The organism is Vibrio sp. R10-SG3-ISO3 (assembly GCF_059834225.1).
In genome coordinates this window covers 1-25915 of sequence record NZ_JCBDHE010000052.1, presented here as the reverse complement: position 1 = coordinate 25915, position 25915 = coordinate 1, and the positions used below count along the sequence as shown (strand labels likewise).

Sequence of the window (25915 nt, the reverse complement as noted above, 5' to 3'; positions counted from 1 at the left end):
TGAGTGAAAATACTGTATGGCGTTCAAGGCACTGGTAATGGTCATATCGCTCGTGCAAGAGCAATGGCACAGTGTTTAAAAAAGAGCGGGTTGGAGGTGCAGTTTCTCTTTTCTGGGCGAGAAAAGTCTAAGTACTTCTCTATGGAGGAGTTTGGCGACTATCAAACTCGGCAAGGCTTTTCATTTGTGACCAATAAAGGTCAGGTGGATTACCTAAAAACCGCCTTGAGCAATAACCCCTGGCACTTTTGGCGAGAAGTCAAACAGCTCGACTTATCTCAGTACGATCTCGTCCTCAATGATTTCGAGCCTGTGTCTGCTTGGGCCGCACGGCAACAAAACATCCCATCGATTAGCATCAGCCACCAAAACGCCTTTCGCTACCCTGTCCCTTTACGTGGCGCGAGTTGGTTTGATAGACAAGTCATCGAGCATTTTGCCCCAGCCAATTATCACATCGGGTTGCATTGGTATCATTTTGATCAACCCATTTTGCCACCAATTGTGCATACGCACAGAGAAGAAGTGGCAGAAGAAGCGTTTATTTTGGTTTATTTGCCGTTTGAAAGCACCGCCGACATTTCGGAGTTGTTGCTTCGCTTTGTTAACCATCGCTTTATCTGTTATCACCCAGAAATCATCGAACCTGAACTTATCGACAATATCGAGTTTATGCCACTCAGCGTCTCCTCTTTTCATCACCATCTCAATCGCTGCGGTGGGGTGATTGCCAATGGTGGTTTTGAGCTGCCATCAGAAGCGTTGACGTTGGGTAAGAAGCTGCTACTCAAGCCCTTGAGTGGGCAGTTTGAGCAACTGAGCAATGTGGCAACATTAGAGGATCTCGGGTTGGCGTCGTCGATGGAGATGTTGGATGCCTCGATTGTTCGTCGTTGGCTCGATGAGCCTGGAGCAGAGAGTGTGAATTACCCCGATGTCGCACAGGCAATTGTGGCGTGGATTGAAAAAGGGCGTTGGGATGATCAGTTGGCGTTGACCGGTGAACTATGGGAGCGAGTGGATTTTCCAAGTTATGTTACCCCCTCCTAGCGTTGAGATAGGCGCTACGTTGATTCGACAAAAACAGCATCAGTTATTGATGCTGTTTTTGTATCTGCGAGAGTAACTATTGATTCCCTCCATAATAGCGGCGCGATATGGAAATGCGCTAGGTATATAAAATATTTGTATATTTCTATAAAAAACAGCGTTTTAGTTATTTTTATATGTGGATTAACATGTTGATTTGTAAGTTCTTTCTGATTTGTATGATAAAAAATACTGATTAAATATCAATCTAGTTGATAAGCGCAGTTTGATTCGTTGATAGTAGTAATGCGTTAGGAAATATCTGACTTAGAAATACGAGTGCCATCCCGTGCCACGGCTTTCTGTTCCCCACCTATTCGCATCAAAAATATTGAATGAATTTGACGAATTTTAATGAGGCTTGCCAAATGAATGACAAGAAAGAATCGGTTAGCGCTATGTCTAGCTACCGTATGGAAAGTACGTTACGTGGAGTGGATCTCAACCTATTAACCGTGTTTGATGCAGTGATGCAAGAGCAAAACATCACACGCGCTGCGCATAACTTGGGCATGTCTCAACCTGCAGTGAGCAACGCTGTCGCACGCCTAAAAGTGATGTTTAATGACGAACTCTTTATGCGTCAAGGTCGCGGTATCCAGCCGACTCAACGCGCTCGCCAACTGTTTGGCCCTGTGCGCCAAGCGTTGCAACTGATCCGTAACGAGCTGCCAAGTTCTGTGTTTTCTCCTGAAACGTCAACACGTCTTTTCAAGCTTGGTATTTGCAGCCCTTGTGACATGCGTTTTGCACCAAAAATCATGGCAACGATTCACGAGTTGGCACCGAATGTTCAACTGCACCTCGATGCGGAATTTGACCGTCAATTGGCTGAGCGCATGCGTTATCAAGAAATTGATTTTGTGATTGATTACGCCCGTTTTGATGAGCAAGGTTTCTCAAGCACAGAAATCTTCCAAGACGAATTGGTTGTCGTCGCATCAAAAGCACACTCGCGCATTAACGGCAGCGTGAGCGCAGATGACTTGCTGCGTGAGCGTCACGCAAAACTGTCTAAAATCCATGGTCAACGTAGCTTCTCTGAGCAAGCTTATCGTGATCTAGACTTACAAGCGTACTATGAAGGTACGAGCTTGAGTAACGTGCTGTACGTGGTCGGTCAGTCAGAGCTCGTGACTATCGCACCGCGTTGGATGGTTGAAAATGCCGCCAACAAAGAGCAGCTACAAGTACTTGAGTTCCCGTTTGAGAACGCCAGTATCAGTGGCTACCTCAGCTGGCACGAGTCGAGTGAAAAAGACAAAGGCCACATCTGGTTGCGTGATCAACTGATGATGGTGTGCGGTGAAGTGGTCGCTTTAAACTAATTGACACACTTTTCTTGTATTAAAAAACCTTGGGTGGCTCTGGCCTCCCGAGGTTTTTTACTATTTAGCGGCAGAAGTTTGATGAGTGTCAGTTGCCTTTTCAAACTTGAAATGTACACTTGTGCGCTGAAATAAGGCTTACAGGTGTAAGCTAAAGGTAGAAGTGATGGCCAATTTAGATTTTCATATCGTACAACGAATTCGAGACAGAATTGCACAAGGCGCCGAGCGCGCCGCGCTCAAGCACAAAGTGAACGGTGCTTGGCAAGACATCAGTTGGAAGCAGTTCGGTCAGCAAGTGGACGCCGTGTCGCTTGCACTATTGGCTCAAGGATTGAGAATACAAGATAAAGTCGGCATTTTTTCCAACAACATGCCGCAATGGACCATCGCTGATATCGGTGCGCTGCAAGCCCGTATCGTGACTGTTCCTATTTATCCGACCAACACCGCCGCCCAGTCCGCATACATCGTAGAAAACGCAGATGTGAAAGTACTGTTTGTTGGCGAGCAAGCCCAGTTTGATGCGGCGTTAGAGATCACGACACTGTGCCCGCAGCTTGAGTTGATTGTCGCTATGTCCGATGACATCGAATTAGGGGATGCGCCGAACGCGATGAGCTGGAAAGGGTTTATTGCCAGCGGCAGCGAAGCGCACCAAGCGGAGCTTGACGCGCGTTTAAGCCAAGCAAACGCCGATGATCTGCTCACACTGATTTACACCTCAGGTACTACCGGTCAACCGAAAGGCGTGATGCTCGATTACGCTAACATTGCCGCACAACTCGAAGGGCATGACAAACGTCTGAGCCTCTCTCAAGAGGATGTGTCGCTCTGTTTCTTACCGTTGTCTCACGTGTTCGAGCGGGCGTGGACTTACTACGTGCTCTACAAAGGCGCGACCAACTGCTATCTGCAAGACACCATGCAAGTGCGTGATGCCTTAGGCGAAGTGCGCCCTACTGTGATGTGTGCGGTGCCAAGATTTTACGAGAAAATCTTCTCGGCCATTCATGAGAAAGTGTCTAAAGCCCCATTGATTCGCAAAGTGCTGTTTACTTGGGCGGTGAATATGGGCGCTAAGGTGTCAGCGTGTCATCAAGAGGGACGAGAGCCTTCTTTTCTACTGAAAAAGTCACATGCGCTTGCGGATAAGTTGGTTTTGTCGAAGCTGCGTGCTTTATTGGGTGGTCGCATCAACTTTATGCCTTGTGGCGGCGCAAAGCTTGATGAAACCATTGGCCGTTTTTTCCATGCTTTAGGCATTAACGTCAAGTTAGGCTACGGTATGACGGAAACCACCGCGACGGTGTCATGCTGGAGCGATACCGGTTTTAACCCTGACTCTATTGGTGTCACTATGCCCGGTGCGCAAGTGAAAATCGGAGAGAACAACGAGATTCTCGTTCGTGGCCCTATGGTCATGCGTGGTTATTACAAAATGCCCGAAGAGACAGCGAAGAGTTTTGACGAGCAAGGCTTCTTGAAGACAGGAGACGCGGGGCATATTGATGAGGATGGCCATCTCTTTATTACCGACCGTATCAAAGAGCTGATGAAAACCTCCGGCGGTAAATACATTGCGCCTCAAGTGGTGGAAGGGGCGATTGGCAAAGATCACTTCATTGAGCAGGTAGCGGTGATTGCCGATACGCGCAAATTTGTCTCCGCTCTGATTGTGCCTTGTTTTGACAGCTTGGAAGAGTACGCCAAAGAGTTGAACATTAAGTATCACGACAGGGTCGAGCTGATAAAACACCACCAAGTGGTCGAAATGCTGGAAAAGCGAGTCAAAGATCTGCAAAAAGAGTTGGCCAACTTTGAGCAAGTGAAAAAGTTCAAACTATTGCCTAAAGCCTTCTCAATGGACGATGGCGAGCTAACGCCAACTCAAAAACTGCGAAGAAAAGTGATTAATGATAAATATCAGGACGAAATCGAAGAAATGTACAGTGATAAGCCGGAACGCAAGTAGTTCCGCGCTAGGATAATTTTTCGATTGATGAAAAATCCCTCAATGACATACATGAGTCATTGAGGGATTTTTTTTGCGCTTTACTCATCAGCTTTAGCCAATGAGATTAGGGTGATAAGAAGTGATGAAACAATATATATGACTGAAATTTCCGATTACTTTAATGCCTTGTATTGCTTTAGTGCCACTTAGTGAGTATTTAAGGACCTGTTTCCTTGTTTAGTAGCATCTTGTCAATTTTGCGAGGTAAATCGCATTAGACCTGGTGCTAATTAAACGTTACATTTGTTGCGTTACCTTGCTTTTTGTTACGACAGAGCAGGACATAGCCGAAAAAGTGTATGTATTTCGATTAGGCTACGAATAAGCCCTAGACTATGTAAAACCAGCTCAATTGATTGACCTTATTGATTGAGGTACTGGTAAGGAGAAAAATATGGCAGCAATGTTGTCCGGAGCAGAGATGGTGGTGCAATCTCTGATCGAAGAAGGCGTTGAACAGATTTTTGGATACCCAGGTGGTTCCGTTCTTGATATCTATGATGCGCTGCACGCCAAAACCGACCAAATCAAGCACGTTCTCGTGCGTCACGAACAAGCCGCTACCCACATGGCCGACGGCTATGCAAGAGCAACGGGCAATCCAGGTGTGGTGCTTGTCTGTTCTGGACCCGGTGCGACCAATACCATTACGGGGATCGCGACGGCGTACATGGATTCTATCCCGATGATCGTCATTTCTGGCAACGTGCCCAATAACCTGATTGGCAACGATGCGTTCCAAGAGTGTGACATTGTTGGTGTCTCTCGTCCTGTGGTAAAACACAGCTTTTTGGTGAAAAAAGCGGAAGATATTCCTGAAACGGTCAAAAAAGCCTTTTATATTGCCACTACCGGACGACCAGGTCCTGTGGTGATTGATTTGCCTAAGGATGTGATGAATCCTCTGGTGAAGCTGCCTTACGAGTATCCTTCATCCATCTCAATGCGCTCTTATAAGCCGACAACCAGCGGGCACAAAGGGCAGATCAAAAAGGCGCTGAAAGCGCTGCTCGACGCGAAAAAGCCGGTTCTTTATGTCGGTGGTGGCGCGGTGATCGCCGAAGCAGATAAACCGCTGCTCAAATTGGCAGAAGCGCTGAATTTGCCGGTTGTTAGCACACTGATGGGGCTAGGGGCTTTTCCCGGCACACACAAAAATGCGCTCGGTATGCTCGGGATGCATGGTCTGTATGAAGCAAACATGGCGATGCATAACGCCGATCTGATCTTTGGTGTTGGGGTTCGCTTTGATGATCGCACCACCAACAATCTAGAGAAATATTGTCCCGATGCGAAAGTTATGCATGTCGACATTGATCCCTCATCCATCTCTAAAAACGTCAAAGCGGATCTGCCGATCGTCGGCTCTGCGGACAAAGTACTGCAAGCTATGGTTGATCTGCTAGAAGATCAACAAGCATCCAACGATCAACAAGCATTGACTCGCTGGTGGGACGACATTCAAACATGGCGCGATCGCGCTTGCTTAGCGTATGAAACCTCTCCAGAGCGGATTAAGCCTCAGCAAGTTATCGAGACACTGCACAAGCTGACGAATGGCGACGCTTATGTGGCTTCTGATGTTGGTCAGCACCAGATGTTTGCCGCGCTCTACTATCCGTTTAATAAACCTCGCCGCTGGATCAATTCTGGTGGTCTAGGCACGATGGGCTTTGGCCTTCCTGCGGGTATGGGAGTGAAATTTGCTAAGCCGAATGAAGAAGTGGTTGTCGTGACGGGCGATGGCAGTATTCAGATGAACATCCAAGAGCTCTCTACGGCGATGCAGTATGATATTCCGGTGAAGATCATTAACCTCAACAACCGTTTCTTGGGCATGGTCAAACAGTGGCAAGACATTATCTACCAAGGGCGACACTCCAACTCCTACATGAGTTCTGTTCCTGACTTTGCAGCCATTGCACAGGCGTATGGGCATGTGGGTATCCGTATCGAAACCCCCGATCAGCTGGAAGCGGGCCTAAAGCAAGCTTTGGATATGAAAGATCGTTTGGTGTTTGTGGATATCAATGTCGATGAAACAGAGCACGTTTACCCAATGCAGATCAAAGGCGAGGGTATGGACAAAATGTGGTTGAGCAAAACGGAGAGAACCTAATTATGCGACATATTATTTCACTACTACTGGAAAACCAGCCGGGCGCCTTGTCTCGCGTGGTGGGGCTATTCTCTCAGCGTGGCTACAACATTGAGTCATTGACGGTATCACCGACAGACGATGAGACGTTATCACGCCTCAACATTACGACCATTTCAGATAACATGCAGCTTGAACAGATTCAAAAGCAATTGCACAAGCTGATTGACGTGCTGAAAGTGCAAGAAGTCACCGAGTTTGAGCATATCGAACGCGAACTGATGATGGTGAAAGTCAAAGCCAGTGGCTTTGCTCGCGCTGAAGTGAAGCGCACGGCGGATATTTTCCGCGGCCAAATTGTCGATGTGACCTCTTCGCAATACACCGTTCAGTTGGCCGGGACCAGCGACAAACTGGATGCCTTCATTCAAGCGATTTCTGAAGTGACGGACGTGATTGAAGTGGCGCGAAGTGGCGTGGTAGGCATTGCTCGCGGAGAGCGAACGCTCAAGCCATAAACCCATCTTTAATTAAGTTTATCCCAATAAAAAACCACCTCGCGGTGGTTTTTTATTGCTGCTCAACGAACCATTAGTGCAGGATTCGCGCGCGAATGGTGCCTTCAATGCTTTTTAGCTTCTCAAGCGCCTCTTCAGAGCGGCCCGTTTCAACGTCAATCACCACGTAGCCGATCTCTGCGCTGGTTTGCAGATACTGAGCCGCGATGTTGATGCCGTCTTCTGCGAAGATGGTGTTAATTTGCGTCAGGATGCCAGGACGGTTTTTGTGAATGTGCAGCAAACGCGAGCAGTCACGGTGTTCAGGCAACGACACCTCTGGGAAGTTAACACTCGATAGGGTTGACCCGTTGTCTGAGTATTTCGCTAATTTACCCGCGACTTCTACGCCGATGTTCTCTTGCGCTTCTTGTGTCGAACCGCCGACATGAGGAGTGAGGATAACGTTATCAAACTTCTGTAATGGCGATTCAAATGGGTCCGCATTGGTCTTTGGTTCCACCGGGAACACATCAATCGCCGCGCCAGCTAGGTGGCCTGATTCCATTGCATGGCACAGCGCTTCAATATCCACCACGGTACCACGAGCGGCGTTGATGAAGATTGAGCCTGGCTTCATGCGAGCAAACTCTTCAGCGCCCATCATGTTTTTGGTTTCTGGCGTTTCTGGTACGTGCAGAGAGATGACATCACACTTATTGAGAAGCTCACTCATGGTGTGGACTTGTGTCGCGTTGCCAAGAGAGAGTTTGTTTTCAATGTCGTAGTAGTAGACGCGCATACCCAAGTTTTCAGCGATGATGCCAAGCTGGGTACCGATGTGACCGTAACCAATGATGCCAAGGCGTTTACCGCGTGCTTCGTAAGAGTGATCGGCACTCTTCTTCCAAATGCCACGGTGGGCAAGGGCATTCTTTTCAGGGATACCGCGAAGGAGTAGGAGAACTTGACCTAGCACCAACTCTGCCACACTGCGCGTGTTTGAGAATGGGGCGTTAAACACTGGAATACCGCGAACGGACGCCGCATTAAGATCCACTTGGTTGGTACCAATACAAAAACAGCCAATCGCGACTAACTTTTCTGCAGCATCAATCACTTCCTTGGAAAGATTGGTGCGCGAGCGAATACCAATAAAGTGGGCATCTTTAACGGCTTCTAGAAGCTCATCTTCTGCAAGGGAACCTTTATGGTACTCAATGTTGGAGTAGCCAGCGGCTTGCAAAACTTCGACCGACGATGGGTGAAGGCCTTCTAGGAGTAGAATCTTAATTTTGTCTTTTTCCAGTGAAACTTTGGCCATTATGTTCATCCTTATAATGGGAAATTGGGGCTTAACTGGCGCACATGTTAAATGACAACGTTTTTTCGACACTTAGTGTGACGCAAACGTTTTCCTTGTGCGTCTTCTGCTCACTAAGTTAACAAAAAAAATACAGCTTGGGTAAGAAAATTACGGAATAAGGAATAATTTTTATCGGGCTAAAAAGAAAAACGGCACCTAAAGGCGCCGTTTGTAAGGAAATAACTAAATTAAGTCGTTTTATGCCTCGATTTGGGCTCCGTTTGGTGTCCCGGTGATCACGACATCCGCGCCGCGATGAGCGAATAGGCCAACGGTCACGACGCCTGCGATGGCATTGATCTGATCTTCGGTCTTTTTAGGTTCAACAATCTTCATATTGTGAACGTCGAGAATGATGTTGCCATTGTCGGTCAGAACACCTTCACGGTAGACAGGCTCACCACCAAGTTTAACCAGCTCACGTGCAACGTAAGCGCGAGCCATAGGGATGACTTCAACAGGCAATGGGAATTGACCAAGAACGTCAACGGCTTTGGTGTTGTCGACAATACAGATGAACTTGTCGGAAATCGCCGCGACGATCTTTTCACGAGTCAGTGCCGCGCCGCCACCTTTGATCATTTCACGTGCTGGGTTGATCTCATCCGCGCCATCGACGTAAACATCCAGTTTGGTCACGTCATTGCAATCAAACACTTCGATACCGAGTCCTTTGAGTTTCTCGGTGGAAGCTTCAGAGCTGGATACGGCACCTTTGATGTCGTCTTTCATTGTGCCCAATGCATCGATGAAGTGATTCACAGTGGAGCCCGTACCCACACCGACAATGCTGCCTTTTTCGACATATTGTAGTGCAGCCCAGCCGGCTTCTTTTTTCATTTCATCTTGAGTCATGCCCATCTCCTAAATGCGGTGTAAATATCGGTGAATTGCGCGCGATTATAGCCGCAAATGACGTCTATTCCCAATCCCATATCCGGCTTGGGGTCACTATTTTTGGAAGTGGCACGTCCCATTGCTCAGCAGGTAGGACATCAACGTGTTGGCAATCATGGGCTAAGCCAATTGGCTTTGCGCCTTGCGAGCAGGCAAACCATTTGGCTAAGGTACGATCGTAGTAGCCGCCGCCCATGCCAAGGCGTTGGCCACTGGAGTCAAACCCGACCAAAGGTGTGCAGATTAAATCCAGTTTTTCTACCGGGATGACTTGAGTTTGGTCAAGCTTGGGCTCTGGAATGTAGAAGCGGTTTTCCACTAACGGCGTGTTGGCGTGATAGTGCAAAAACAGCAGGTGGCCTTTGGAAAAAGGATGCAGCACAGGGAGATAGGTTTTTTTACCTTGTTGCCATAGCCATTCGATTAACGGCATGGTGTCAATTTCGCCGTCCGTTGAGAGATAAAGTGCGATGTGCTCGGCAGAGGTGAGCTCTGGAAGTGATGAAAACTGATGCACGAGATCAAGCGCGGCGAGGTGCTGCACATCACTGGCAAGTTGCTGTCGTTTTTGGCGGATGGTTTGACGAAATTGTTGTCGAGACTCAGACATGCTGCGTTACCCCTATCAAAGGGTAAATCCAACGCATGTTGCGCAAGGAGGATACCCCAGAGTGCCGTTGGAGATGTTGACCCTTGAACCAGCTGGTTCAAGGCGGATCAGCAATGATAACCGTAGGCTTCTCGGTGCATGCCGAGCTTGCTCAATAGCTATCAAGTACCGACCCTTGGGTATTGCTTATCGGCTCAGGGACTAATCCCCTCACGCACACTCCAGGGTAAATTCTTGATTATTGCTGTCCTGGCTTTACTTTATTCAATGCATCGTCAATCGATGCGGTGAGCAATTCCATGCGCTCACACATGTGATTCTGTTGCTCTTCCACAGTATCACGGGTTTCGAGTTCATGACAGAAGTTCAGCGCGACGAAGGTCAGCAATTGCACTTCATTGGTCATTTTAGTTTTTGCGGTCATCTCTTTTAGGCTTTCATCAAGGCGCTTTGCAGCTCGACGTAGTGAGTCTTCTTGTCCCGCAGGGCAATTCACTCTCGTCAGCTTTCCTAAAATTTCGACATCTACCGCTTGATTACTCATATCAATTCAAATATTCCGATTAAGATGACAATCCAGCGCCCTACGCAATGTCACCGAGGAGGAAACTATAGGAAAAGCCTAGATAAGATTCAAGCTTTTCACGACCGACTCGGGTGTAAAAAGACACGAAATGGACAATTTGCGTAAAAGCTATTCACTATTGTCGATTCGCGCGTTTTCGCCAGGTGTGGTAAGTGTTAGGATTAGTCCCATTCCTGTAAAATTTGGGTCATTTCTATGAGCAATAAATCCCTACCAGATTACCTCTCTCTCGCTAGCGAACTGCAAAGTGCCGGATTAGCTGTAAACCCTTCTGAGCTACACGGCTTATTGACGGGCATGCTCAGCGGTGGCTTGAGTCTGACTGATAAAAGCTGGCAGCCGATGCTGTTTGACTACACCAACGAAGGCATGGGATGGCCAACCAGTGCGTTAGCACACGCGCAAAAGACGTTGGATGTGACGGTTGCAGATATGACCAGCGCCAGCTTAGAGATGGCCTTGCTATTGCCCGATGAGGAGGCCAGTGCTTCGTTGTTTGATGTGGCTGATGGTGTGGCCGATTGGGTAAACCATTTTATCTCTGGGCTTGGCTTGGTAGGCACCAATTTGAAAAAAGCGTCTCAAGAGTGCAAAGAAGCCCTAGCGGATCTTGAGGAGATCTCGAAATTGGGTATCGACGAAGATGATGATCTGCAAGAGCAGGCCGATCTACTTGAGCAAGTGATCGAGCACATCAAAGCGTGCGTACTGACGATTCATGCCGAGTTCGGTCAAAAACCGAGTACGCCCGAGCGCGCACCTACGATCCATTAATTCGTCAGTAAGGAATCAGGATGAAGCAGTATGATGTGGTGATATCAGGGGGAGCCATGGCGGGAATGACGCTGGCTCTCGCGCTGGATACTCTGTGTCATGGTGAGTTGTCGATTGCGGTTGTGGAGTCTTTCGAGTCCGATCACAGTCGACACCCTGGCTTTGATTCGCGTTCGATCGCGCTCTCTTATGGCAGTGCGAAGCAGTTGAAGCAGTGGGGGCTGTGGGCAGCCATCGCGCCAGTGGCAACGAGCATCAATCATATCCATGTCTCTGATCGCGGCCATGCAGGCATGACGTCGATCAGCAGAGAAGAGATCGGTGATCAAGCGTTGGGCTACGTTGTCGAATTGGCTGATGTTGGGCGTATTTATCACCAGCTCGTCAGTGAGCGCCCCGCGATTACGCTCTACTGCCCAGATTCTGTGCTACAACTTGAGAGAAGTGCTCAGCACGTTGAGATCGCCCTCTCTAGTGGTGAGCATATTCGAAGTCGATTGCTGGTTTCGGCAGACGGTGCGTTATCATCGAGCTGCGATCAAGTAGGGCTGACCCTCGATGAGCATGACTTTGATCAAGTGGCGATCATTGCCAATATTCGTGCTCAGCAGCCACATCATGGACATGCATTTGAACGCTTTACTGAAAGCGGCCCTTTGGCGCTGTTACCTATGTCTCAAGAGCGGTTGTCTTTGGTGTGGTGCGTCAAACCTGATCGCGCTAGCGAGTTGCTTTCCCTCTCTGACAGCGTGTTTTTAGCTCAGCTACAAACGGCGTTTGGTTGGCGACTTGGCCAGTTGCAACAGGCTGGCCAACGCGCCAGCTATCCACTGATTTTGCGTACTCGTCGACAAACGATCGCCCATCGTATCGCGGTGGTGGGCAACGCAGCGCAAACCTTGCACCCTATCGCAGGGCAAGGGTTTAACCTAGGTATCCGAGATGTGGCGACGCTGGCTGAGCTGATTGCGGGCGCACCCAACGATCCTGGGCACTATGATCTTTTGTCCAAATATCGCCAGCGTCGAGAAACGGATCGTGAGCAGACCATTGCGTTGACCGCCGGTCTGGTTCATACCTTCTCGAACGATTACTTAGCCATGCGAATTGGTCGAAACGTCGGACTGGCGGCAATGGAGTGGGCGCCGCCAGTGAAAAAGCCACTTTTACAACGCACATTGGGTTTGGTGGCACGTTAACCGGCCATCACATCGTAGAAAAGAAAGGACAGTTCATGCAAAGTGTTGATATTGCTATCGTTGGTGGCGGAATGGTTGGTCTAGCGTTGGCCGCAGCGCTCAAAGAGACCGATTTGAGGATTGCCGTGATTGAAAGTCAGCAACCCGAGTCTGAGCTAGGAGCATTGCCGGACGTTCGCGTCTCTGCGCTCAGTCGTTCAAGTGAAATTCTATTACGCAATATTGGCGCTTGGGATGGCATTATTTCAAGACGTGCAGCGCCTTATCAAGCGATGGAAGTGTGGGAGCAAGACAGTTTTGCACGTATCGAATTTGATGCCACGCAGCTCGCCCAGCCCGATCTCGGACATATTGTTGAAAACCGAGTCATACAACTCGCGTTGCTTGAGAAAGTGACGCAGCAAGCCAATGTATCAATGTTTATGCCGGCCAAGTGTCAAACCCTTGCGGTCGGTGAAAGCGAAGCGTGGCTGACGCTGGATGATGGTCAAGCATTGACGGCCAAGTTGGTGGTTGGTGCAGATGGCGCGAACTCTTGGGTTCGACAGCAGCAAGATATTCCATTGACCCATTGGGACTATGGCCATAGTGCGGTGGTGGCGAATGTCGTCACAGAAGATGAGCATCAAAGAGTCGCTCGGCAGATTTTTACTGCGCAAGGGCCGCTTGCGTTTCTTCCGCTCAATGATAGTAAGATGAGCTCGATTGTCTGGTCCACCGATCCGAACCGAGCTCAGCGCTTAGTCGAGATGAGTGACACCGAGTTCAACAAGCAGTTGATGGTTGAGTTTGACGGGCGGCTAGGGCTATGTGAAGTGCAAGGTGAACGCTTCGCCTTTCCTCTTAAAATGCGTTACGCACGAGACTTTGTTGCTGAGCGTATCGCCTTAGTGGGCGATGCCGCGCACACCATTCACCCATTAGCCGGTCAAGGCGTGAACTTGGGCTTGCTAGATGCGGCTAGCCTAGCGCAAGAGATCGTCGAGATTTGGCAATGCGGTGAAGATATTGGCCGCAAGCGCAATTTGCGTGCTTATGAACGCTGGCGTAAAGCGGAAGCGGCGAAAATGATTGCCGCCATGCAAGGATTTAAAGATCTGTTTGCCGGCGATAACCCTGCGAAGAAACTGGTGCGAGGGATTGGTATGTCTTTGTTGGGGCAACTACCGGGCGCAAAAGATGAATTGATGAAGCGCGCGCTTGGGCTTAAAGGCAATCTCCCTGAGTTGGCCAAACGGGCTCGAACACTCCAACCCGATTAAGCTCACTCCGTGCTTTTATCAATCGCCCATAGCCGCGAAAACCATAGCCGGGAAAAGAATAAAGGGTTGGCCACTAGCCAACCCTTTTACTTTACCTCTTTGAGTGTTCCATCCGCGCTCATTGGCGGTATGGTAACGCTCAAGCGTACGCGCAACGGAGCTTCATAATTTCTTGATTCACTTCCTTCACCGCTTTGAAGTGTTTGCTTTCTGCTTTTGCGGGTAGGATGAGCTTGCCATTATCAAACTCAAAACCTCCGACTCCGTAGATGTAGATTCTTCCCTTAAATAGCCGACTCACGTGTTTAGCAATCATACTTGGTGTATAGCGCTTAAACAGTCTCATACGTTGTTCCTTTTCTTTAGCAAGCACTGCGAATCATACTAAATTCCCCAATTAGAATGTGTGATTGTTATGGGGGAATATGCAGTTAAAGTCTTTCTATTTGGATATTTGTGTTGCTGTAGGCAAATTTACGGATAAATATCCAAATTGGTGTGATTGTTACCTCATTTATGTTCTGTCGATTCTGTTCGGTTTGGGGTTTCTCAACGCCGGCAATTAAGCCAGAGCAATATGACAGAAATAAGAATAGCCCAAACTAATAGGAAAGTGTTAGGAAATTGTTAACTGCCAGAAAAAATGCCCGCACAAGGCGGGCGAATAGTCACAGATGCATTACACAAAAAGTGGATGTCCTGAAACAATCAGTGGATTCACTTTTTTGTTGGAGAAGGATTACACTACGCGCTTTACACTAGGTGAATAAAATCGCAGTGCCAAGCAATAAATCTTAATTCGCTCGATTCTTAAACCAACGCGAGCAGGATACTGTATTTTATTTCTGGTGACTATATATGCTTTAAAAATGAATAAAAATTTTTAATTAGTGATTGCTAATTGCGATCTATATCACACATTATCTGAAAATGAGAGCTGTGTATCATGTATGAATGATATCTGATACCAAGGGTTGGCAAAGCTTAAGCAGGTCGTTGCACTGAAGAGCGATACCTGCAAGGGGAGAACCACTACTAATGGTGACAATGGGTTCATTAAGAATGTGAGCATCGAACAGGATCGGCATTTCCTGAGCGAGTAGTAAAGGCACTACAGCTCCGATAGGGTAGCCGGTGATAGTGGGGACATCGTCTATCGGAACGCAAGTCATGCGGCGCCAATTGAGCTGCGCTCTCACTTTTTTCGGGTCAACGCGGCAGTGCCCAGGGGCACACGCCAAGGCGTAGCGATCGCTCATATCACGCAGCAAAATAGACTTAACCATTTGGGCTGGGCGCACGCCACGTTGCCGTGCTGCCTCGTCAATTGTGATCGCTTCGCTCTCGTGAGGCAGCAAGCGATAGGGCACCTGCTGCTGCTCTAGAAATTGCGTGACTTGAGTACGGATACGCTTACGCCTCGTCAAGTGAGTATGGCAACGGTGCAAACGTCAGACGAGAGTGCTCAAGGTGCTTGAAACGAAAGGGCGTCTCTGCTTCTAGATTGTTTGGCAGTACCGCTAACGCGAGGCACACGCCATCGGTGTATTGGTAGCTCGCCAATACATGGCCCGCACTGCGCCAGTTGTCACCGACCGCACGCTCAAGTTCCGCGTTTTCTTCCAGCACTGCATCGCACTGGCCTTTTAAAATAAACAGGGCTCGCTTGTTGATGCCACGGTATTTCGCTCGTGCTACGGTTTCTTGTCCGGTGTAGCAGCCTTTTGTGAAACTAATCCCGCCGAGCGCTTGAAGGTTCAGCGCTTGAGGAATGTGCTCATTTTGCTGTGTTTGAGTAAGGCTAGGGCTGGCTGACTGAATGTCGTACAGGCGCCACAGTGACTCATCGCTCTTTTGCCCTTCAAAGGCATCGACGATTTGAAATGCCGTCTCTTCATTGGTGATCACAACCCAGCGCTGCTGACCGATACGTACCGCGCTGCCTTCGCGTAGCGAACGCACATCACCGCGCTCTTGAGTCAAAGTATCAATAAATGCATCGGCGGCACTGCCCATCACGCCGAGGAGTGTTAGCGAACTTTCACTGAACTCCACTTTGGAAAAAATGGCGTATTTTTTTAGCTCGGTGATCTCTTTCTCAACTAAAGCCTTAGGCTGAAACATCCCATAACCTTGTTGGTGATGAAAGAGATGAAACGCACTCCATACCTTACCTTTCGCATCGCAATGGGCGCCGAGGCGAACTTCATCTTGCGCCAGAGTCACGACGTCACAGGTCAACTGCCCTTGCAGGTAAGACTTACTGTCTTGGCCGGTTGCCTGAATCAGCGCCCAAGACTCCAGTGGGGCTATGGCAAGCGAAGGAAGAGCGTCTTGCGAAGAGAGTGGGAGTGGCGAAAATGTCGTGTTCCAGTCCATAGTTGACTACCTAATGAGTAATGAAGGTGACTTAATTGGGCTATCATAATGCCCCTCTGCGCCCTGAAACAACCTTTGTCTTCAACAGCAAGCGTTCGGACTGTGACTGAGTTAGTAGTTGCAAAGTGCTTTGCTTGTTACACTCGGCGAAAACAACCGACAAGGTGAGGAATAAATAGAATGTACACCGCGGAAGAGAAAGCGCGTATCAAATGGGGATGTCGCCGAGGAATGTTGGAGCTGGATGTGGTCATCATGCCGTTTTTCGAAGAGTGCTTTGATAGCCTACAAGAAAACGAACAGCGTGATTTTGTGTCACTGCTGGAGTGTGATGATCCAGACTTGTTTACCTGGATAATGGGACATGGTCGCAGTGAAAACTTAGGTCATGCAGCAATGGTGGACAAAATTGTCGCCCATAACCTCAGTAAGGTACGTTAACTCCCCTTCATCCATGAGCGTTTACGCTCATCCTTCTTTTATGGCCGCTCAAGTCAACGTCATTGTATCGATGTTGACTTGCTGTCTGCTCATCACAAGCGCCTTACCTTTAGTTGTGACGCCTATTGTGTTGTTGCCTCTGTTTCGATGGGCCAACTCAGACGGGATGCTCCAGGAGTCTCTAAAGGGGGCTATCACATTTGATGCTTATTTTTGCTATCACTACCAAGGTCGACAGTTTGGGATCAAAGCGGTCTCCACCGCTTTGTCTGCGTGGGCGCTGTGTTTGACGCGTAGTGACGGTAAGCGTGTGTTGTTGTGGCGAGACAGCCTGCCCGATGAGCACTATCGACATTTGCTGGTGGCGTTGCGTCAAACCAAGTTGCAGCAAACAAAAAGGGAGCAGCGCGCTCCCTAGTGTTAATTTTTGATCGACTGACGTCTATCTGGCACGAGAATGGTCGGGCCGCTGTCTTTGGCCAGTTCAGGGTAGTCGAGGGTGTAATGCAAGCCGCGACTCTCTTTACGTTGCATGGCACAGCGCACCATTAACTCAGCCACTTGGAGTAGATTTCGCAATTCCAACAGGTTATTCGAGACTTTAAAGTTGCTGTAGTACTCATGTGTCTCTTGCTGAAGCAGTTGGATACGGCGCATGGCGCGCTCTAAGCGTTTGTCGGTACGGACAATGCCCATGTAATCCCACATGAACAGGCGCAGTTCATGCCAGTTATGTTGGATCACCACCTCTTCGTCTGAGCAGCTGACTTGGCTTTCATCCCAAGCCGGTAAGTTCGAGGCCAGTGTCGCCGATGGCAGTTTCTCAATGATGTCTTGTGAGGCAGACCATGCATACACCACACACTCGAGCAGAGAGTTCGAGGCCATGCGGTTGGCACCATGCAAGCCGGTGTAACTCACTTCACCGATCGCATAAAGCTGCGCCAAATCGGTTTGACCATTGAAGTCGACCATCACGCCACCACAAGTGTAGTGAGCAGCCGGAACGACAGGAATCGGCTCTTTGGTCATATCAATACCAAGATCGAGCAAACGCATATTGATGGTTGGGAAATGCTTTTCGATAAAGTCTGCCGGTTTGTGGCTAATGTCGAGATACATGCAATCGGCACCTAGGCGTTTCATCTCGAAGTCGATAGCGCGAGCCACCACATCTCGAGGGGCCAGCTCTTCTCGCTCATCGAAATCGGGCATAAAGCGGGAACCATCGGGGCGGCGCAAGTACGCACCTTCACCACGCAGTGCTTCAGTGAGCAAGAAGTTTCGCGCCTCTGGATGATAGAGACAGGTTGGGTGGAATTGGTTGAACTCTAAGTTCGCCACTCGGCAGCCTGCACGCCACGCCATTGCGATACCGTCACCGGATGAGACGTCAGGGTTTGAGGTGTATTGGTAGACTTTAGAGGCGCCGCCGGTGGCTAACACCACAAACTTTGCGCGCACGGTTTCGACGTGTTCTTGGTTACGGTTCCAAATATAGGCGCCGATGACTTTGTCTTTATCACCGCCTATTTTATCTTCTGTAATGAGGTCGAGCGCGTTATGGCGTTCGAGCACCGTGATGTTTGGGTGGTTGTGAGCGTTGTCTTGCAGCGACGTTTGCATTGCCATGCCCGTCGCATCGGCAGCGTGCAAAATACGTCGGTGGCTGTGGCCGCCTTCTCGCGTGAGATGGTAGCGAGGCGATTCGCCATTGCCGTCGTCATCTTCTTTGTCGAAGGGTACACCACCATCAATCAACCACTGTACGCATTTTTTTGCATTTTCGGCGATAAATTTGACGCTTTCCTCTTCGCACAATCCTGCACCAGCGATGAGGGTGTCTTGGACATGGGATTCAATACTGTCTGATTCGTCGAAAACGGCGGCAATGCCTCCTTGTGCATAGTAAGTCGCGCCTTCACTACGCGGTCCTTTGCTCAATACAATGACCTTGCCATGCTCCGCCACTCTAAGCGCCAATGAAAGACCCGCAGCGCCGCTGCCCACCACTAACACATCACATTGATGTTCACGGTTTGTGTTCATAAAACTGTTACGTTCCCGAGTTAATTTGTACCCGACAAAATCCATCCTCCACGGTCAGCTGTCGCGTACGGGTAGCCATGAATTGCAATAAAAGCTTGCTCTGGCTTGCTATCATAGCACCGCCAGTGGTGCAATTCTTCGTAAATTACATTGCTTTTCCCCTTGGCACTGCGCACAATCAAATCGTCTTCGTGGCAAGGGCATCACTTCTCAAAAAATAGTGAAATTTGTTTTGAACTTTATTTTTATTACTAGGTCACAATAGTGCTCAAGTAAGCAGTGGTGTCAATACTACATTTTGCATAATTAATGCTCATATCTGAGAGGATAAGAGTCGATAACAATAGGAGTACCCGCTCGAATGAACGAGCAGCTGACCGATCAAGTATTAATTGAGCGAGTTCAGAATGGAGATAAGCAAGCGTTCAACCTGTTGGTGATTCGCTATCAAAACAAAGTCTGTAACCTTATCTCCCGCTACATCAATAACCCAGGGGATGTCCCGGATGTAGCACAAGAAGCATTTATTAAGGCGTATCGAGCCATCCCAAGTTTTCGAGGCGAGAGCGCGTTTTACACTTGGTTGTATCGAATAGCCGTTAATACTGCGAAAAACCATATTGTTGCCCAAGGTCGCAGACCACCCGCGCAAGATGTGGATACTGAAGAAGCTGAATATTACGAAAACGGTAGTGCGCTGAAAGAAATATCGAACCCTGAGAATTTAACGTTGTCCAATGAATTGAAACACGTTGTTTTCAGTGCGATTGAAGCACTGCCTGATGATTTAAAAACCGCGATGACGTTGCGTGAGCTAGATGGCTTGAGCTATGAAGAGATTGCTGCGGTTATGGATTGCCCAGTAGGAACCGTACGTTCGAGAATATTCCGTGCTCGAGAGGCGGTGGAGAAGAAAATCCAACCGCTAATGCAACGTCAATGATAGGTAAATGACAACCCTAATGCCTGATAGATAGGATTAATGGTGAATGATAATGGCTGACAAAGAGAAACTTTCAGCGCTCATGGATGGAGAGTTGGTGGACAAAGGTCTGATTGCAGAGCTCGAGCAAGATGCGTCCAGCCAACAAGCTTGGAAGCATTACCATCTCATTGGTGATGTCATGCGTGGCGATGCGCCGCAAAAGCCTGAATGGAATATCGCAGACAGCGTCGCTTTGGCTTTGGAGTCTGAGCCTGCGCATTCGACTCTGCAAGATACGTCAGTGCGAGAGATCAACGAGACTGCGGTAGAGTCGCAGCCGACGCCTGCTCAAGCCCGTCGTCAGTTGCCTGCATGGCTCAATCAGTTTGGCCAAGTCGCGGTCGCGGCTTGCGTATCGCTGGCCGTTATTTTAGGCGTTCAGCAATACGGTGGGTCTGACGCCGCTGCGCCAGAATCAGACCAGTTACCTGTTTTGCAAACCATTCCGTTTGCGGGCAGTGCAGAGCCGGTCAGCTTGACGCGTTCGTCGGTTGAGCCGCAATCCAGTACGGCGAGTCAAGTCGATGTGCAAGAGCAACGCCGTCGCATAAACGCTATGTTGCAAGATTATGAACTTCAGTTGCGTCTGAACAGTAAAACAGAGCAGATGAATGACCACCCAGAAATGGTAGTTGAATGAGAAAAATCCTGATCAGTGCGCTGGCACTGTTCAGTTTGAATACACCAATCGCCTTTGCAGCCGATGACGCTGCGAAGGCGTTGTTGGATCAAATGAACGATGCCAGCCAGCACCTCAATTACGAGCTTTCTTACATCCTGATCAAGAAAAACAGTATTGAGCCTTTGCTGTACCGTCACGCGCGAGCGGACGACCAACAACTTGCCCACCTTGTCTATCTCAGTGGGCCTATCCGTGAAGTGATTCGCCGTGGCAATGAAGTCAGCTACATTGAGCCTGGTGTCGAACCGTTTACGATTGAGTCGGGTGAAATTGTCGCCCCCACCATCCCTTTGCTTAATGCCGACGTTGATGAATTAAGCCAATTCTACGACTTCGTCCAAGTGGGCCGAGCTCGCGAGGCTGGTACGGCGTGCCAAGTGCTGCGTGTGGTACCCAAAGACGGATTGCGTTACTCCTACGTGCTGTGGGTCGATGAGAAAACGCATTTGCCTCTAAGAGCGGATCTGGTGGATCGTGATGGCGAAGTGTTAGAGCAATATCGCACCATTTCCTATAGCGTCAACGACCATATCGGCACGATTTTAAGTGGTTTGAATGAGGTGAAATTGCCAGAGGTCCTCTCACTGCCCAAAGGCAGTTTAGACAATCCTAATTGGCATGCAGACTGGATTCCAAACGGCTTTGAGCCCAAAGAGCTCAACCGTTATCGTATGGCGAACACTGAGCGCATGGTGGAGAGTCAAATGTACAGCGACGGTCTGTTCAGTTTCTCGATTTATGTCTCCGACAGTGACAACTTGTCACTAAAAGGGCAACTTGTTCGTCAAGGTCGAAGAACGTTGCACAGCTTTGTTAGTGGTTCAGCGGAAATCTCTGTGATTGGCGATATTCCTCCTGCGACGGCAAAACGCATCGCTCAGTCCGTCACGATTGATGCTTCAAGGCACAACCAATGATGACGGCACTGGCGACCGTCTCCTCGGTCAAGGCGCACCATGGCGGATTTCACGTGGAGCTGAGCTGTGAGCAGCAGACCAGTTGCAGCAGTTGCTCGTCGCAAAAAAGCTGCGGCACAGGGATTGTGTCGAAAGCGGTTGGCAATAAATCACTCTACTGGCACTTAGAGACCAAGCAAGCGGTACGTGAAGGACAGGTGGTGGAAATTGGCCTGCCTGAGAAACGGGTGTTGCAGTCGGCCGCGCTAGTCTATCTGCTACCATTGTTTGGTTTGATCCTGGGGGCTTGGCTTGGCTCCGCTCTCATCGAGCCTTGGTTTGACCTTGGCGAGGGCGTCGTCATTTTGTGCTCCGCACTGGCAACGGCAGCGGGTATCCTCTTTGCCAAGACGTTCGCCTCTCATCTTGAGCGACAGTCGTCGCAACAAGTCACTTTGATACGGATTCTGGGTGAGCCAATTAGCTAGTGCGTAGCGCTTAGAAATTGGGTAGAATCTGCCAACTTGTTTGAAATGCCGTCATATGACGGCTTTCTCATACCAATCTGGATAACTCTCTGAACTGAACTGCTCAGCAGAGGGTTATTTCGATTGGTATTTCGTCCCTATTTGAAAGAGTTTAGTCACACCAAATCATGAAGCACATTCGTAACTTTTCGATCATTGCCCATATCGACCACGGTAAGTCGACCCTATCAGACCGTTTAATCCAAGTTTGTGGTGGTTTAAGCGACCGTGAAATGGCCGCTCAGGTTCTCGACTCAATGGATCTGGAGCGTGAGCGTGGTATCACCATCAAATCGCAGAGTGTGACACTGAACTACACCGCTAAAGACGGTGAAACTTATCAGCTCAACTTTATCGACACTCCAGGGCACGTTGACTTTGCCTACGAGGTGTCGCGTTCTTTGGCGGCTTGTGAAGGTGCGCTGTTGGTGGTGGATGCCGGTCAAGGCGTTGAAGCACAAACCCTAGCGAACTGCTACACCGCGATCGAAATGGATCTGGAAGTCGTGCCTATTCTGAACAAGATTGACTTGCCTGCCGCTGATCCTGAGCGCGTTGCCGAAGAGATCGAAGAGATCGTCGGGATTGATGCTATGGAGGCTACTCGCTGCTCAGCGAAGACGGGTCTAGGTGTCGAAGATGTGCTGGAAAACATCGTTGCTGCGATTCCAGCGCCAGAAGGCGATCCCGATGCACCTCTGCAAGCGTTGATCATCGACTCTTGGTTTGACAACTACTTAGGTGTCGTCTCTTTGGTGCGCATCAAGAACGGTCAATTGAAAAAGAACGACAAGATCAAAGTGATGAGCACAGGTCAAACTTGGGGGGTGGATCGTTTAGGTATTTTCACGCCAAAACAAATCGATACCGACATTCTTCGCACTGGCGAAGTCGGTTGGGTTGTGTGTGGTATCAAAGACATCTTGGGCGCGCCTGTTGGTGATACGCTGACGTTGGCGAAAAACGGCAGTGAAAAACCACTACCGGGCTTTAAGAAAGTCAAACCTCAGGTGTATGCGGGTCTCTTCCCTGTCTCCTCAGACGATTACGAAAACTTCCGTGACGCGCTAGGTAAACTGAGTTTGAACGATGCCTCTTTGTTCTACGAGCCAGAAAACTCGGCGGCACTGGGCTTTGGCTTCCGTTGTGGTTTCCTTGGCATGCTGCACATGGAGATCATTCAAGAGCGTCTAGAGCGTGAATACGATCTTGATCTTATCACCACTGCGCCAACCGTAGTGTACGAAGTGGAAAAGACCGACGACACGCTGATCTATGTGGATAGCCCAGCAAAACTGCCGGCGATCAACGATATCGAAGAGATTCGTGAGCCAATTGCACGTTGTAATATTTTGGTGCCTTCTGATTACTTAGGTAACGTGATTACCTTGTGTGTTGAAAAGCGCGGCGTTCAAGTGGATATGGTGTACCACGGCAACCAAGTGGCGGTGACTTACGATATCCCGATGGCAGAGGTGGTGCTTGATTTCTTCGACCGCTTGAAGTCTACCTCACGTGGTTACGCTTCTCTGGATTACAACTTCCAACGCTTTGAAGCGTCTAACATGGTACGTGTGGATGTACTGCTCAACGGTGATAAAGTCGACGCGCTGGCGCTAATCACGCACAAAGATCAATCGCAAACTCGCGGCCGTCAGCTGGTGGAAAAAATGAAAGAGTTCATTCCACGTCAGATGTTTGATATTGCGATTCAAGCGGCGATCGGTAACCACATCATCGCTCGTTCTACGGTGAAGCAGTTGCGTAAAAACGTTATCGCTAAGTGTTACGGTGGTGACGTGAGTCGTAAGAAGAAACTACTGAAGAAGCAAAAAGAGGGTAAGAAGCGTATGAAGCAGATCGGTAACGTCGAGCTGCCACAAGAAGCGTTCCTTGCTATTCTGCACGTAGGCAAAGATTAAGTTTGCCCACCGGTAAAGATTGAGCGCGCTAGTGGGTCGGCGATGTTGACTTGCTTTGGCGCCAACGTTTTGAGTGAAAGGGGTTACCCTTTCACTTTCGTATTTTTGAGATAAGGGAAGTCAATGGCGAACACATTTTCACTCATCCTAGTCATCGTCACTTTGGTGACAGGTATTGTTTGGCTACTGGAGAAGCTGGTTTTTGCTAAGCAGCGTCAACGCCAAGTGATGGATATCGAAGCACAAACCACAGGTTTGGATGACGCGACGTTAGCCAAAGTGAAAAAGCAGCCTTGGTGGATCGAGAACAGTGTCTCCATCTTCCCCGTGATTGCGATTGTGTTGGTGCTGCGCTCGTTCATTTATGAGCCGTTTCAGATTCCATCAGGCTCCATGATGCCAACGCTATTAGTCGGCGACTTTATCCTGGTTGAGAAATACGCTTATGGACTCAAAGATCCCGTTTGGCGTACACAACTGGTGGAAACAGGCAAACCGGAGCGCGGTGATACGGTCGTCTTTAAGTATCCACCACAACCGAGCATCGATTACATCAAACGCGTGGTCGGCCTTCCGGGTGATACCGTGCGTTACAGCAGCAAAAAAGAGATCTGCATTCAGCCACAAGGTGAGAGCACTTGCCGCCAAGTGGGATTATCGAATGTGGTAGAGAGTCCGTTTATTCAAGACGGCGTACCACTTATCCAACTGAATGAAGAGTTGGGTGAAGTGGAGCATCAAATTTTGGTTAACCCTCTTCGTCGTGATCGCGTGTCGGCGTATCAGCCACGCAGTGGTGTGAACGAGTGGGTCGTACCGCAAGGGCACTATTTTGTCATGGGTGATAACCGTGACAACAGTGCTGACAGCCGCTACTGGGGCTTTGTTCCAGAGGCCAACCTCGTTGGCAAGGCCGTTGCAATTTGGATCAGTTTTGAGTTTGATCGTGGTGCAGACAGTGTCTTGCCGACTTGGATTCCAACTGGTGTGCGTTTTAACCGCATTGGTGGCATTAACTAGCTTGTTTAAAGCACAAACTATCGAGAGAGCATGAATTCTCCAATCACTAATCTAGAAAACAGACTCGGCTATCCGTTCAATGATGCCGAGTTACTCCAACTTGCGCTGACACACCGCAGCGCAAATGGAAAACACAATGAGCGTCTTGAGTTTCTGGGCGATTCAATTTTAAGTTTTGTCATTGCTGACGATCTTTATCACCGCTTCCCTAAAGTGAACGAAGGGGACATGAGCCGTATGCGTGCGACCTTAGTGCGTGGCAATACGCTAGCGGAACTGGGTCGAGAATTCGAACTCGGAGATCACTTAAAATTAGGTCCAGGTGAGTTAAAAAGTGGCGGTTTCCGTCGTGATTCCATTCTTGCCGATGCCGTAGAGGCGATCATTGGGGCGATATACTTGGATAGCGATATTGAAGTGGTCCGTAGGATTATACTCAGCTGGTACCAGAGTCGTTTGGATGCCATTAAGCCGGGGGTATCGCAAAAAGATCCCAAGACGCGTTTGCAAGAATTTCTGCAAGGGCGAAGAAAACCGCTTCCTGTCTATACAGTGACTACTATTAAAGGTGAAGCACACAACCAGCAATTTACGGTTTCGTGTGAAGTGGCAGGTATCGGAGATCCTGTCATTGGCAAAGGCACCAGCCGCCGCAAGGCAGAACAAGCGGCTGCAGAATTAGCGCTAGAGCAACTTAACAATGACTGACTCAACCGACAACAACGAATTTGATATCGATGCGTTCTTTTCATCAAGTGGTGAAACCGCGTCGCCAGAGAATCAACACTGTGGTTTTATTGCCATTGTTGGCCGACCGAATGTTGGCAAATCGACACTGCTGAATCGCATTCTAGGTCAAAAAATTTCGATAACTTCACGTAAACCTCAGACCACGCGCCACCGTATTATGGGTGTGGACACAGAAGGGGATTACCAAGCGATTTATGTCGACACCCCAGGCCTACACATTGAAGAGAAACGCGCCATCAACCGTTTGATGAACCGCGCGGCCAACTCTTCATTGAGTGATGTCAATCTGGTGTTTTTCCTCGTTGATGGTACCCACTGGACCAAAGACGATGAGATGGTGCTCACCAAGTTGCAGAAGTCGAACTTCCCTGTTGTGCTTTGTGTCAACAAAGTCGACAACGTTCAAGATCGCAACGAAGTGATGCTGCACATGATGGATCTGTCGAAGAAGATGGAATTCGTCGATGTGGTACCGATTTCGGCCAAACACGGTAAAAACATTGATGTGCTGCGCAAGCATGTCCGTGAACACTTACCTAAA

The 25915-nt window shown here is 49.0% G+C and carries 26 protein-coding genes and 1 other RNA gene; 18 read left to right on the top strand and 9 right to left on the bottom strand.

Annotation, left to right across the window (positions count from 1 at the left end):
* The first annotated feature begins 3 nt into the window (after window positions 1-3).
* From AC6R1A_RS16490 to ilvN, 5 genes are all read left to right on the top strand, one after another.
* The gene (locus tag AC6R1A_RS16490; RefSeq protein WP_500631824.1) at window positions 4-1050 is read left to right on the top strand and encodes an MJ1255/VC2487 family glycosyltransferase; all 1047 of its coding nucleotides are present in this window, start codon (window positions 4-6) and stop codon (window positions 1048-1050) included.
* Between the two features lie 407 nt (window positions 1051-1457).
* The gene (gene leuO / locus AC6R1A_RS16485) at window positions 1458-2417 is read left to right on the top strand and encodes a transcriptional regulator LeuO (RefSeq protein WP_500626336.1); all 960 of its coding nucleotides are present in this window, start codon (window positions 1458-1460) and stop codon (window positions 2415-2417) included.
* A gap of 166 nt (window positions 2418-2583) precedes the next feature.
* Window positions 2584-4392 carry an AMP-dependent synthetase/ligase gene (locus tag AC6R1A_RS16480; protein ID WP_500633013.1) on the top strand — a complete coding sequence of 603 codons (1809 nt, stop codon included), beginning with the start codon at window positions 2584-2586 and terminating at the stop codon, window positions 4390-4392.
* A gap of 436 nt (window positions 4393-4828) precedes the next feature.
* Window positions 4829-6553, top strand: a complete 1725-nt coding sequence (locus tag AC6R1A_RS16475; protein ID WP_500626338.1) for an acetolactate synthase 3 large subunit — start codon at window positions 4829-4831, stop codon at window positions 6551-6553.
* 2 nt (window positions 6554-6555) lie between these two features.
* Window positions 6556-7050, top strand: a complete 495-nt coding sequence (ilvN, locus tag AC6R1A_RS16470) for an acetolactate synthase small subunit (protein WP_334554152.1) — start codon at window positions 6556-6558, stop codon at window positions 7048-7050.
* Between the two features lie 73 nt (window positions 7051-7123).
* Here ilvN and serA read toward each other — a convergent pair whose 3' ends face one another.
* The 5 genes from serA to AC6R1A_RS16445 all read right to left on the bottom strand — a co-directional run bounded on the left by serA (window position 7124) and on the right by AC6R1A_RS16445 (window position 10446).
* The gene (serA, locus tag AC6R1A_RS16465) at window positions 7124-8353 is read right to left on the bottom strand and encodes a phosphoglycerate dehydrogenase (RefSeq protein ID WP_487901390.1); all 1230 of its coding nucleotides are present in this window, start codon (window positions 8351-8353) and stop codon (window positions 7124-7126) included.
* 240 nt (window positions 8354-8593) lie between these two features.
* Window positions 8594-9250, bottom strand: a complete 657-nt coding sequence (rpiA, locus tag AC6R1A_RS16460; RefSeq protein ID WP_334554155.1) for a ribose-5-phosphate isomerase RpiA — start codon at window positions 9248-9250, stop codon at window positions 8594-8596.
* 64 nt (window positions 9251-9314) lie between these two features.
* Complete coding sequence (locus AC6R1A_RS16455; RefSeq protein WP_500633014.1) at window positions 9315-9902, bottom strand: 5-formyltetrahydrofolate cyclo-ligase; 588 nt, start codon at window positions 9900-9902, stop codon at window positions 9315-9317.
* 49 nt (window positions 9903-9951) lie between these two features.
* Window positions 9952-10133, bottom strand: a non-coding RNA gene (gene ssrS, locus AC6R1A_RS16450) — 6S RNA.
* 7 nt (window positions 10134-10140) lie between these two features.
* Window positions 10141-10446: a cell division protein ZapA gene (locus tag AC6R1A_RS16445; protein WP_334554159.1), complete on the bottom strand. Its 306-nt coding sequence runs from the start codon at window positions 10444-10446 to the stop codon at window positions 10141-10143.
* A gap of 237 nt (window positions 10447-10683) precedes the next feature.
* Between AC6R1A_RS16445 and AC6R1A_RS16440 the strand changes: the two genes are divergently transcribed.
* The 3 genes from AC6R1A_RS16440 to AC6R1A_RS16430 are packed head-to-tail and all read left to right on the top strand — an operon-like array spanning window position 10684 to window position 13723.
* Window positions 10684-11262 (top strand): YecA/YgfB family protein, encoded by a 579-nt coding sequence (locus AC6R1A_RS16440; RefSeq protein WP_334554161.1) that lies wholly within the window; start codon window positions 10684-10686, stop codon window positions 11260-11262.
* Between the two features lie 20 nt (window positions 11263-11282).
* Window positions 11283-12461, top strand: coding sequence for a 2-octaprenyl-6-methoxyphenyl hydroxylase (gene ubiH / locus AC6R1A_RS16435; protein WP_500633015.1), 1179 nt, complete (start codon window positions 11283-11285; stop codon window positions 12459-12461).
* 35 nt (window positions 12462-12496) lie between these two features.
* Window positions 12497-13723, top strand: a complete 1227-nt coding sequence (locus tag AC6R1A_RS16430) for an FAD-dependent 2-octaprenylphenol hydroxylase (RefSeq protein ID WP_500633016.1) — start codon at window positions 12497-12499, stop codon at window positions 13721-13723.
* A 139-nt stretch (window positions 13724-13862) separates the two neighbouring features.
* On the opposite strand, the gene AC6R1A_RS16425 is transcribed toward AC6R1A_RS16430, so the two are convergent.
* From AC6R1A_RS16425 to ygfZ, 3 genes are all read right to left on the bottom strand, one after another.
* Window positions 13863-14069, bottom strand: coding sequence for a DUF1107 domain-containing protein (locus AC6R1A_RS16425; protein ID WP_334554167.1), 207 nt, complete (start codon window positions 14067-14069; stop codon window positions 13863-13865).
* A gap of 598 nt (window positions 14070-14667) precedes the next feature.
* On the bottom strand, window positions 14668-15150 hold the full coding sequence (locus AC6R1A_RS16420) for an aminoacyl-tRNA deacylase (protein WP_500633017.1): 483 nt from the start codon (window positions 15148-15150) through the stop codon (window positions 14668-14670).
* Window positions 15137-16102: a tRNA-modifying protein YgfZ gene (gene ygfZ, locus AC6R1A_RS16415; protein ID WP_500633018.1), complete on the bottom strand. Its 966-nt coding sequence runs from the start codon at window positions 16100-16102 to the stop codon at window positions 15137-15139. The genes AC6R1A_RS16420 and ygfZ overlap by 14 nt, the downstream gene beginning before the upstream one ends.
* 180 nt (window positions 16103-16282) lie before the next feature.
* Here ygfZ and AC6R1A_RS16410 point away from each other — a divergent pair, with 180 nt between their 5' ends.
* Both AC6R1A_RS16410 and AC6R1A_RS16405 read left to right on the top strand, forming a co-directional pair.
* Entirely contained in the window at window positions 16283-16543 is a 261-nt protein-coding gene (locus AC6R1A_RS16410; protein WP_334554172.1) for an FAD assembly factor SdhE, read from the top strand.
* Window positions 16491-16961, top strand: a complete 471-nt coding sequence (locus tag AC6R1A_RS16405; protein ID WP_500631815.1) for a protein YgfX — start codon at window positions 16491-16493, stop codon at window positions 16959-16961. Before AC6R1A_RS16410 ends, AC6R1A_RS16405 begins: the two co-directional genes overlap by 53 nt.
* Before the next feature lie 2 nt (window positions 16962-16963).
* Here AC6R1A_RS16405 and nadB read toward each other — a convergent pair whose 3' ends face one another.
* Window positions 16964-18592 (bottom strand): L-aspartate oxidase, encoded by a 1629-nt coding sequence (gene nadB, locus AC6R1A_RS16400; protein WP_334554174.1) that lies wholly within the window; start codon window positions 18590-18592, stop codon window positions 16964-16966.
* Between the two features lie 361 nt (window positions 18593-18953).
* Here nadB and rpoE point away from each other — a divergent pair, with 361 nt between their 5' ends.
* The 8 genes from rpoE to era form a co-directional block, all read left to right on the top strand.
* Complete coding sequence (gene rpoE / locus AC6R1A_RS16395; RefSeq protein WP_334554176.1) at window positions 18954-19535, top strand: RNA polymerase sigma factor RpoE; 582 nt, start codon at window positions 18954-18956, stop codon at window positions 19533-19535.
* Between the two features lie 52 nt (window positions 19536-19587).
* The gene (locus tag AC6R1A_RS16390; RefSeq protein ID WP_487901381.1) at window positions 19588-20217 is read left to right on the top strand and encodes an RseA family anti-sigma factor; all 630 of its coding nucleotides are present in this window, start codon (window positions 19588-19590) and stop codon (window positions 20215-20217) included.
* Window positions 20214-21176, top strand: a complete 963-nt coding sequence (rseB, locus tag AC6R1A_RS16385) for a sigma-E factor regulatory protein RseB (protein WP_500631814.1) — start codon at window positions 20214-20216, stop codon at window positions 21174-21176. The genes AC6R1A_RS16390 and rseB overlap by 4 nt, the downstream gene beginning before the upstream one ends.
* Window positions 21173-21643, top strand: a complete 471-nt coding sequence (locus AC6R1A_RS16380; protein WP_500633020.1) for a SoxR reducing system RseC family protein — start codon at window positions 21173-21175, stop codon at window positions 21641-21643. The genes rseB and AC6R1A_RS16380 overlap by 4 nt, the downstream gene beginning before the upstream one ends.
* Before the next feature lie 167 nt (window positions 21644-21810).
* Complete coding sequence (gene lepA, locus AC6R1A_RS16375) at window positions 21811-23604, top strand: translation elongation factor 4 (RefSeq protein ID WP_487901378.1); 1794 nt, start codon at window positions 21811-21813, stop codon at window positions 23602-23604.
* Between the two features lie 123 nt (window positions 23605-23727).
* Window positions 23728-24624 carry a signal peptidase I gene (lepB, locus tag AC6R1A_RS16370; protein ID WP_500626461.1) on the top strand — a complete coding sequence of 299 codons (897 nt, stop codon included), beginning with the start codon at window positions 23728-23730 and terminating at the stop codon, window positions 24622-24624.
* Between the two features lie 30 nt (window positions 24625-24654).
* Entirely contained in the window at window positions 24655-25332 is a 678-nt protein-coding gene (gene rnc / locus AC6R1A_RS16365; protein ID WP_334554189.1) for a ribonuclease III, read from the top strand.
* Window positions 25325-25915 (top strand): GTPase Era (gene era / locus AC6R1A_RS16360; protein WP_500646202.1); only part of this gene is annotated, 591 nt, incomplete at its 3' end. The genes rnc and era, both read left to right, overlap by 8 nt.

Excerpts from the sequence above, each read along its gene's own strand:
- leuO (WP_500626336.1), top strand. The coding sequence starts at position 1,458 with ATGAATGACAAGAAAGAATCGGTTAGCGCTATGTCTAGCTACCGTATG.
- AC6R1A_RS16480 (WP_500633013.1), top strand. The coding sequence starts at position 2,584 with ATGGCCAATTTAGATTTTCATATCGTACAACGAATTCGAGACAGAATT.
- AC6R1A_RS16475 (WP_500626338.1), top strand. The coding sequence starts at position 4,829 with ATGGCAGCAATGTTGTCCGGAGCAGAGATGGTGGTGCAATCTCTGATC.
- ilvN (WP_334554152.1), top strand. The coding sequence starts at position 6,556 with ATGCGACATATTATTTCACTACTACTGGAAAACCAGCCGGGCGCCTTG.
- serA (WP_487901390.1), bottom strand. The coding sequence starts at position 8,353 with ATGGCCAAAGTTTCACTGGAAAAAGACAAAATTAAGATTCTACTCCTA.
- rpiA (WP_334554155.1), bottom strand. The coding sequence starts at position 9,250 with ATGACTCAAGATGAAATGAAAAAAGAAGCCGGCTGGGCTGCACTACAA.
- AC6R1A_RS16455 (WP_500633014.1), bottom strand. The coding sequence starts at position 9,902 with ATGTCTGAGTCTCGACAACAATTTCGTCAAACCATCCGCCAAAAACGA.
- AC6R1A_RS16445 (WP_334554159.1), bottom strand. The coding sequence starts at position 10,446 with ATGAGTAATCAAGCGGTAGATGTCGAAATTTTAGGAAAGCTGACGAGA.
- AC6R1A_RS16440 (WP_334554161.1), top strand. The coding sequence starts at position 10,684 with ATGAGCAATAAATCCCTACCAGATTACCTCTCTCTCGCTAGCGAACTG.
- ubiH (WP_500633015.1), top strand. The coding sequence starts at position 11,283 with ATGAAGCAGTATGATGTGGTGATATCAGGGGGAGCCATGGCGGGAATG.
- AC6R1A_RS16430 (WP_500633016.1), top strand. The coding sequence starts at position 12,497 with ATGCAAAGTGTTGATATTGCTATCGTTGGTGGCGGAATGGTTGGTCTA.
- AC6R1A_RS16425 (WP_334554167.1), bottom strand. The coding sequence starts at position 14,069 with ATGAGACTGTTTAAGCGCTATACACCAAGTATGATTGCTAAACACGTG.
- ygfZ (WP_500633018.1), bottom strand. The coding sequence starts at position 16,102 with ATGGACTGGAACACGACATTTTCGCCACTCCCACTCTCTTCGCAAGAC.
- AC6R1A_RS16410 (WP_334554172.1), top strand. The coding sequence starts at position 16,283 with ATGTACACCGCGGAAGAGAAAGCGCGTATCAAATGGGGATGTCGCCGA.
- AC6R1A_RS16405 (WP_500631815.1), top strand. The coding sequence starts at position 16,491 with ATGCAGCAATGGTGGACAAAATTGTCGCCCATAACCTCAGTAAGGTAC.
- nadB (WP_334554174.1), bottom strand. The coding sequence starts at position 18,592 with ATGAACACAAACCGTGAACATCAATGTGATGTGTTAGTGGTGGGCAGC.
- rpoE (WP_334554176.1), top strand. The coding sequence starts at position 18,954 with ATGAACGAGCAGCTGACCGATCAAGTATTAATTGAGCGAGTTCAGAAT.
- AC6R1A_RS16390 (WP_487901381.1), top strand. The coding sequence starts at position 19,588 with ATGGCTGACAAAGAGAAACTTTCAGCGCTCATGGATGGAGAGTTGGTG.
- rseB (WP_500631814.1), top strand. The coding sequence starts at position 20,214 with ATGAGAAAAATCCTGATCAGTGCGCTGGCACTGTTCAGTTTGAATACA.
- AC6R1A_RS16380 (WP_500633020.1), top strand. The coding sequence starts at position 21,173 with ATGATGACGGCACTGGCGACCGTCTCCTCGGTCAAGGCGCACCATGGC.
- lepA (WP_487901378.1), top strand. The coding sequence starts at position 21,811 with ATGAAGCACATTCGTAACTTTTCGATCATTGCCCATATCGACCACGGT.
- lepB (WP_500626461.1), top strand. The coding sequence starts at position 23,728 with ATGGCGAACACATTTTCACTCATCCTAGTCATCGTCACTTTGGTGACA.
- rnc (WP_334554189.1), top strand. The coding sequence starts at position 24,655 with ATGAATTCTCCAATCACTAATCTAGAAAACAGACTCGGCTATCCGTTC.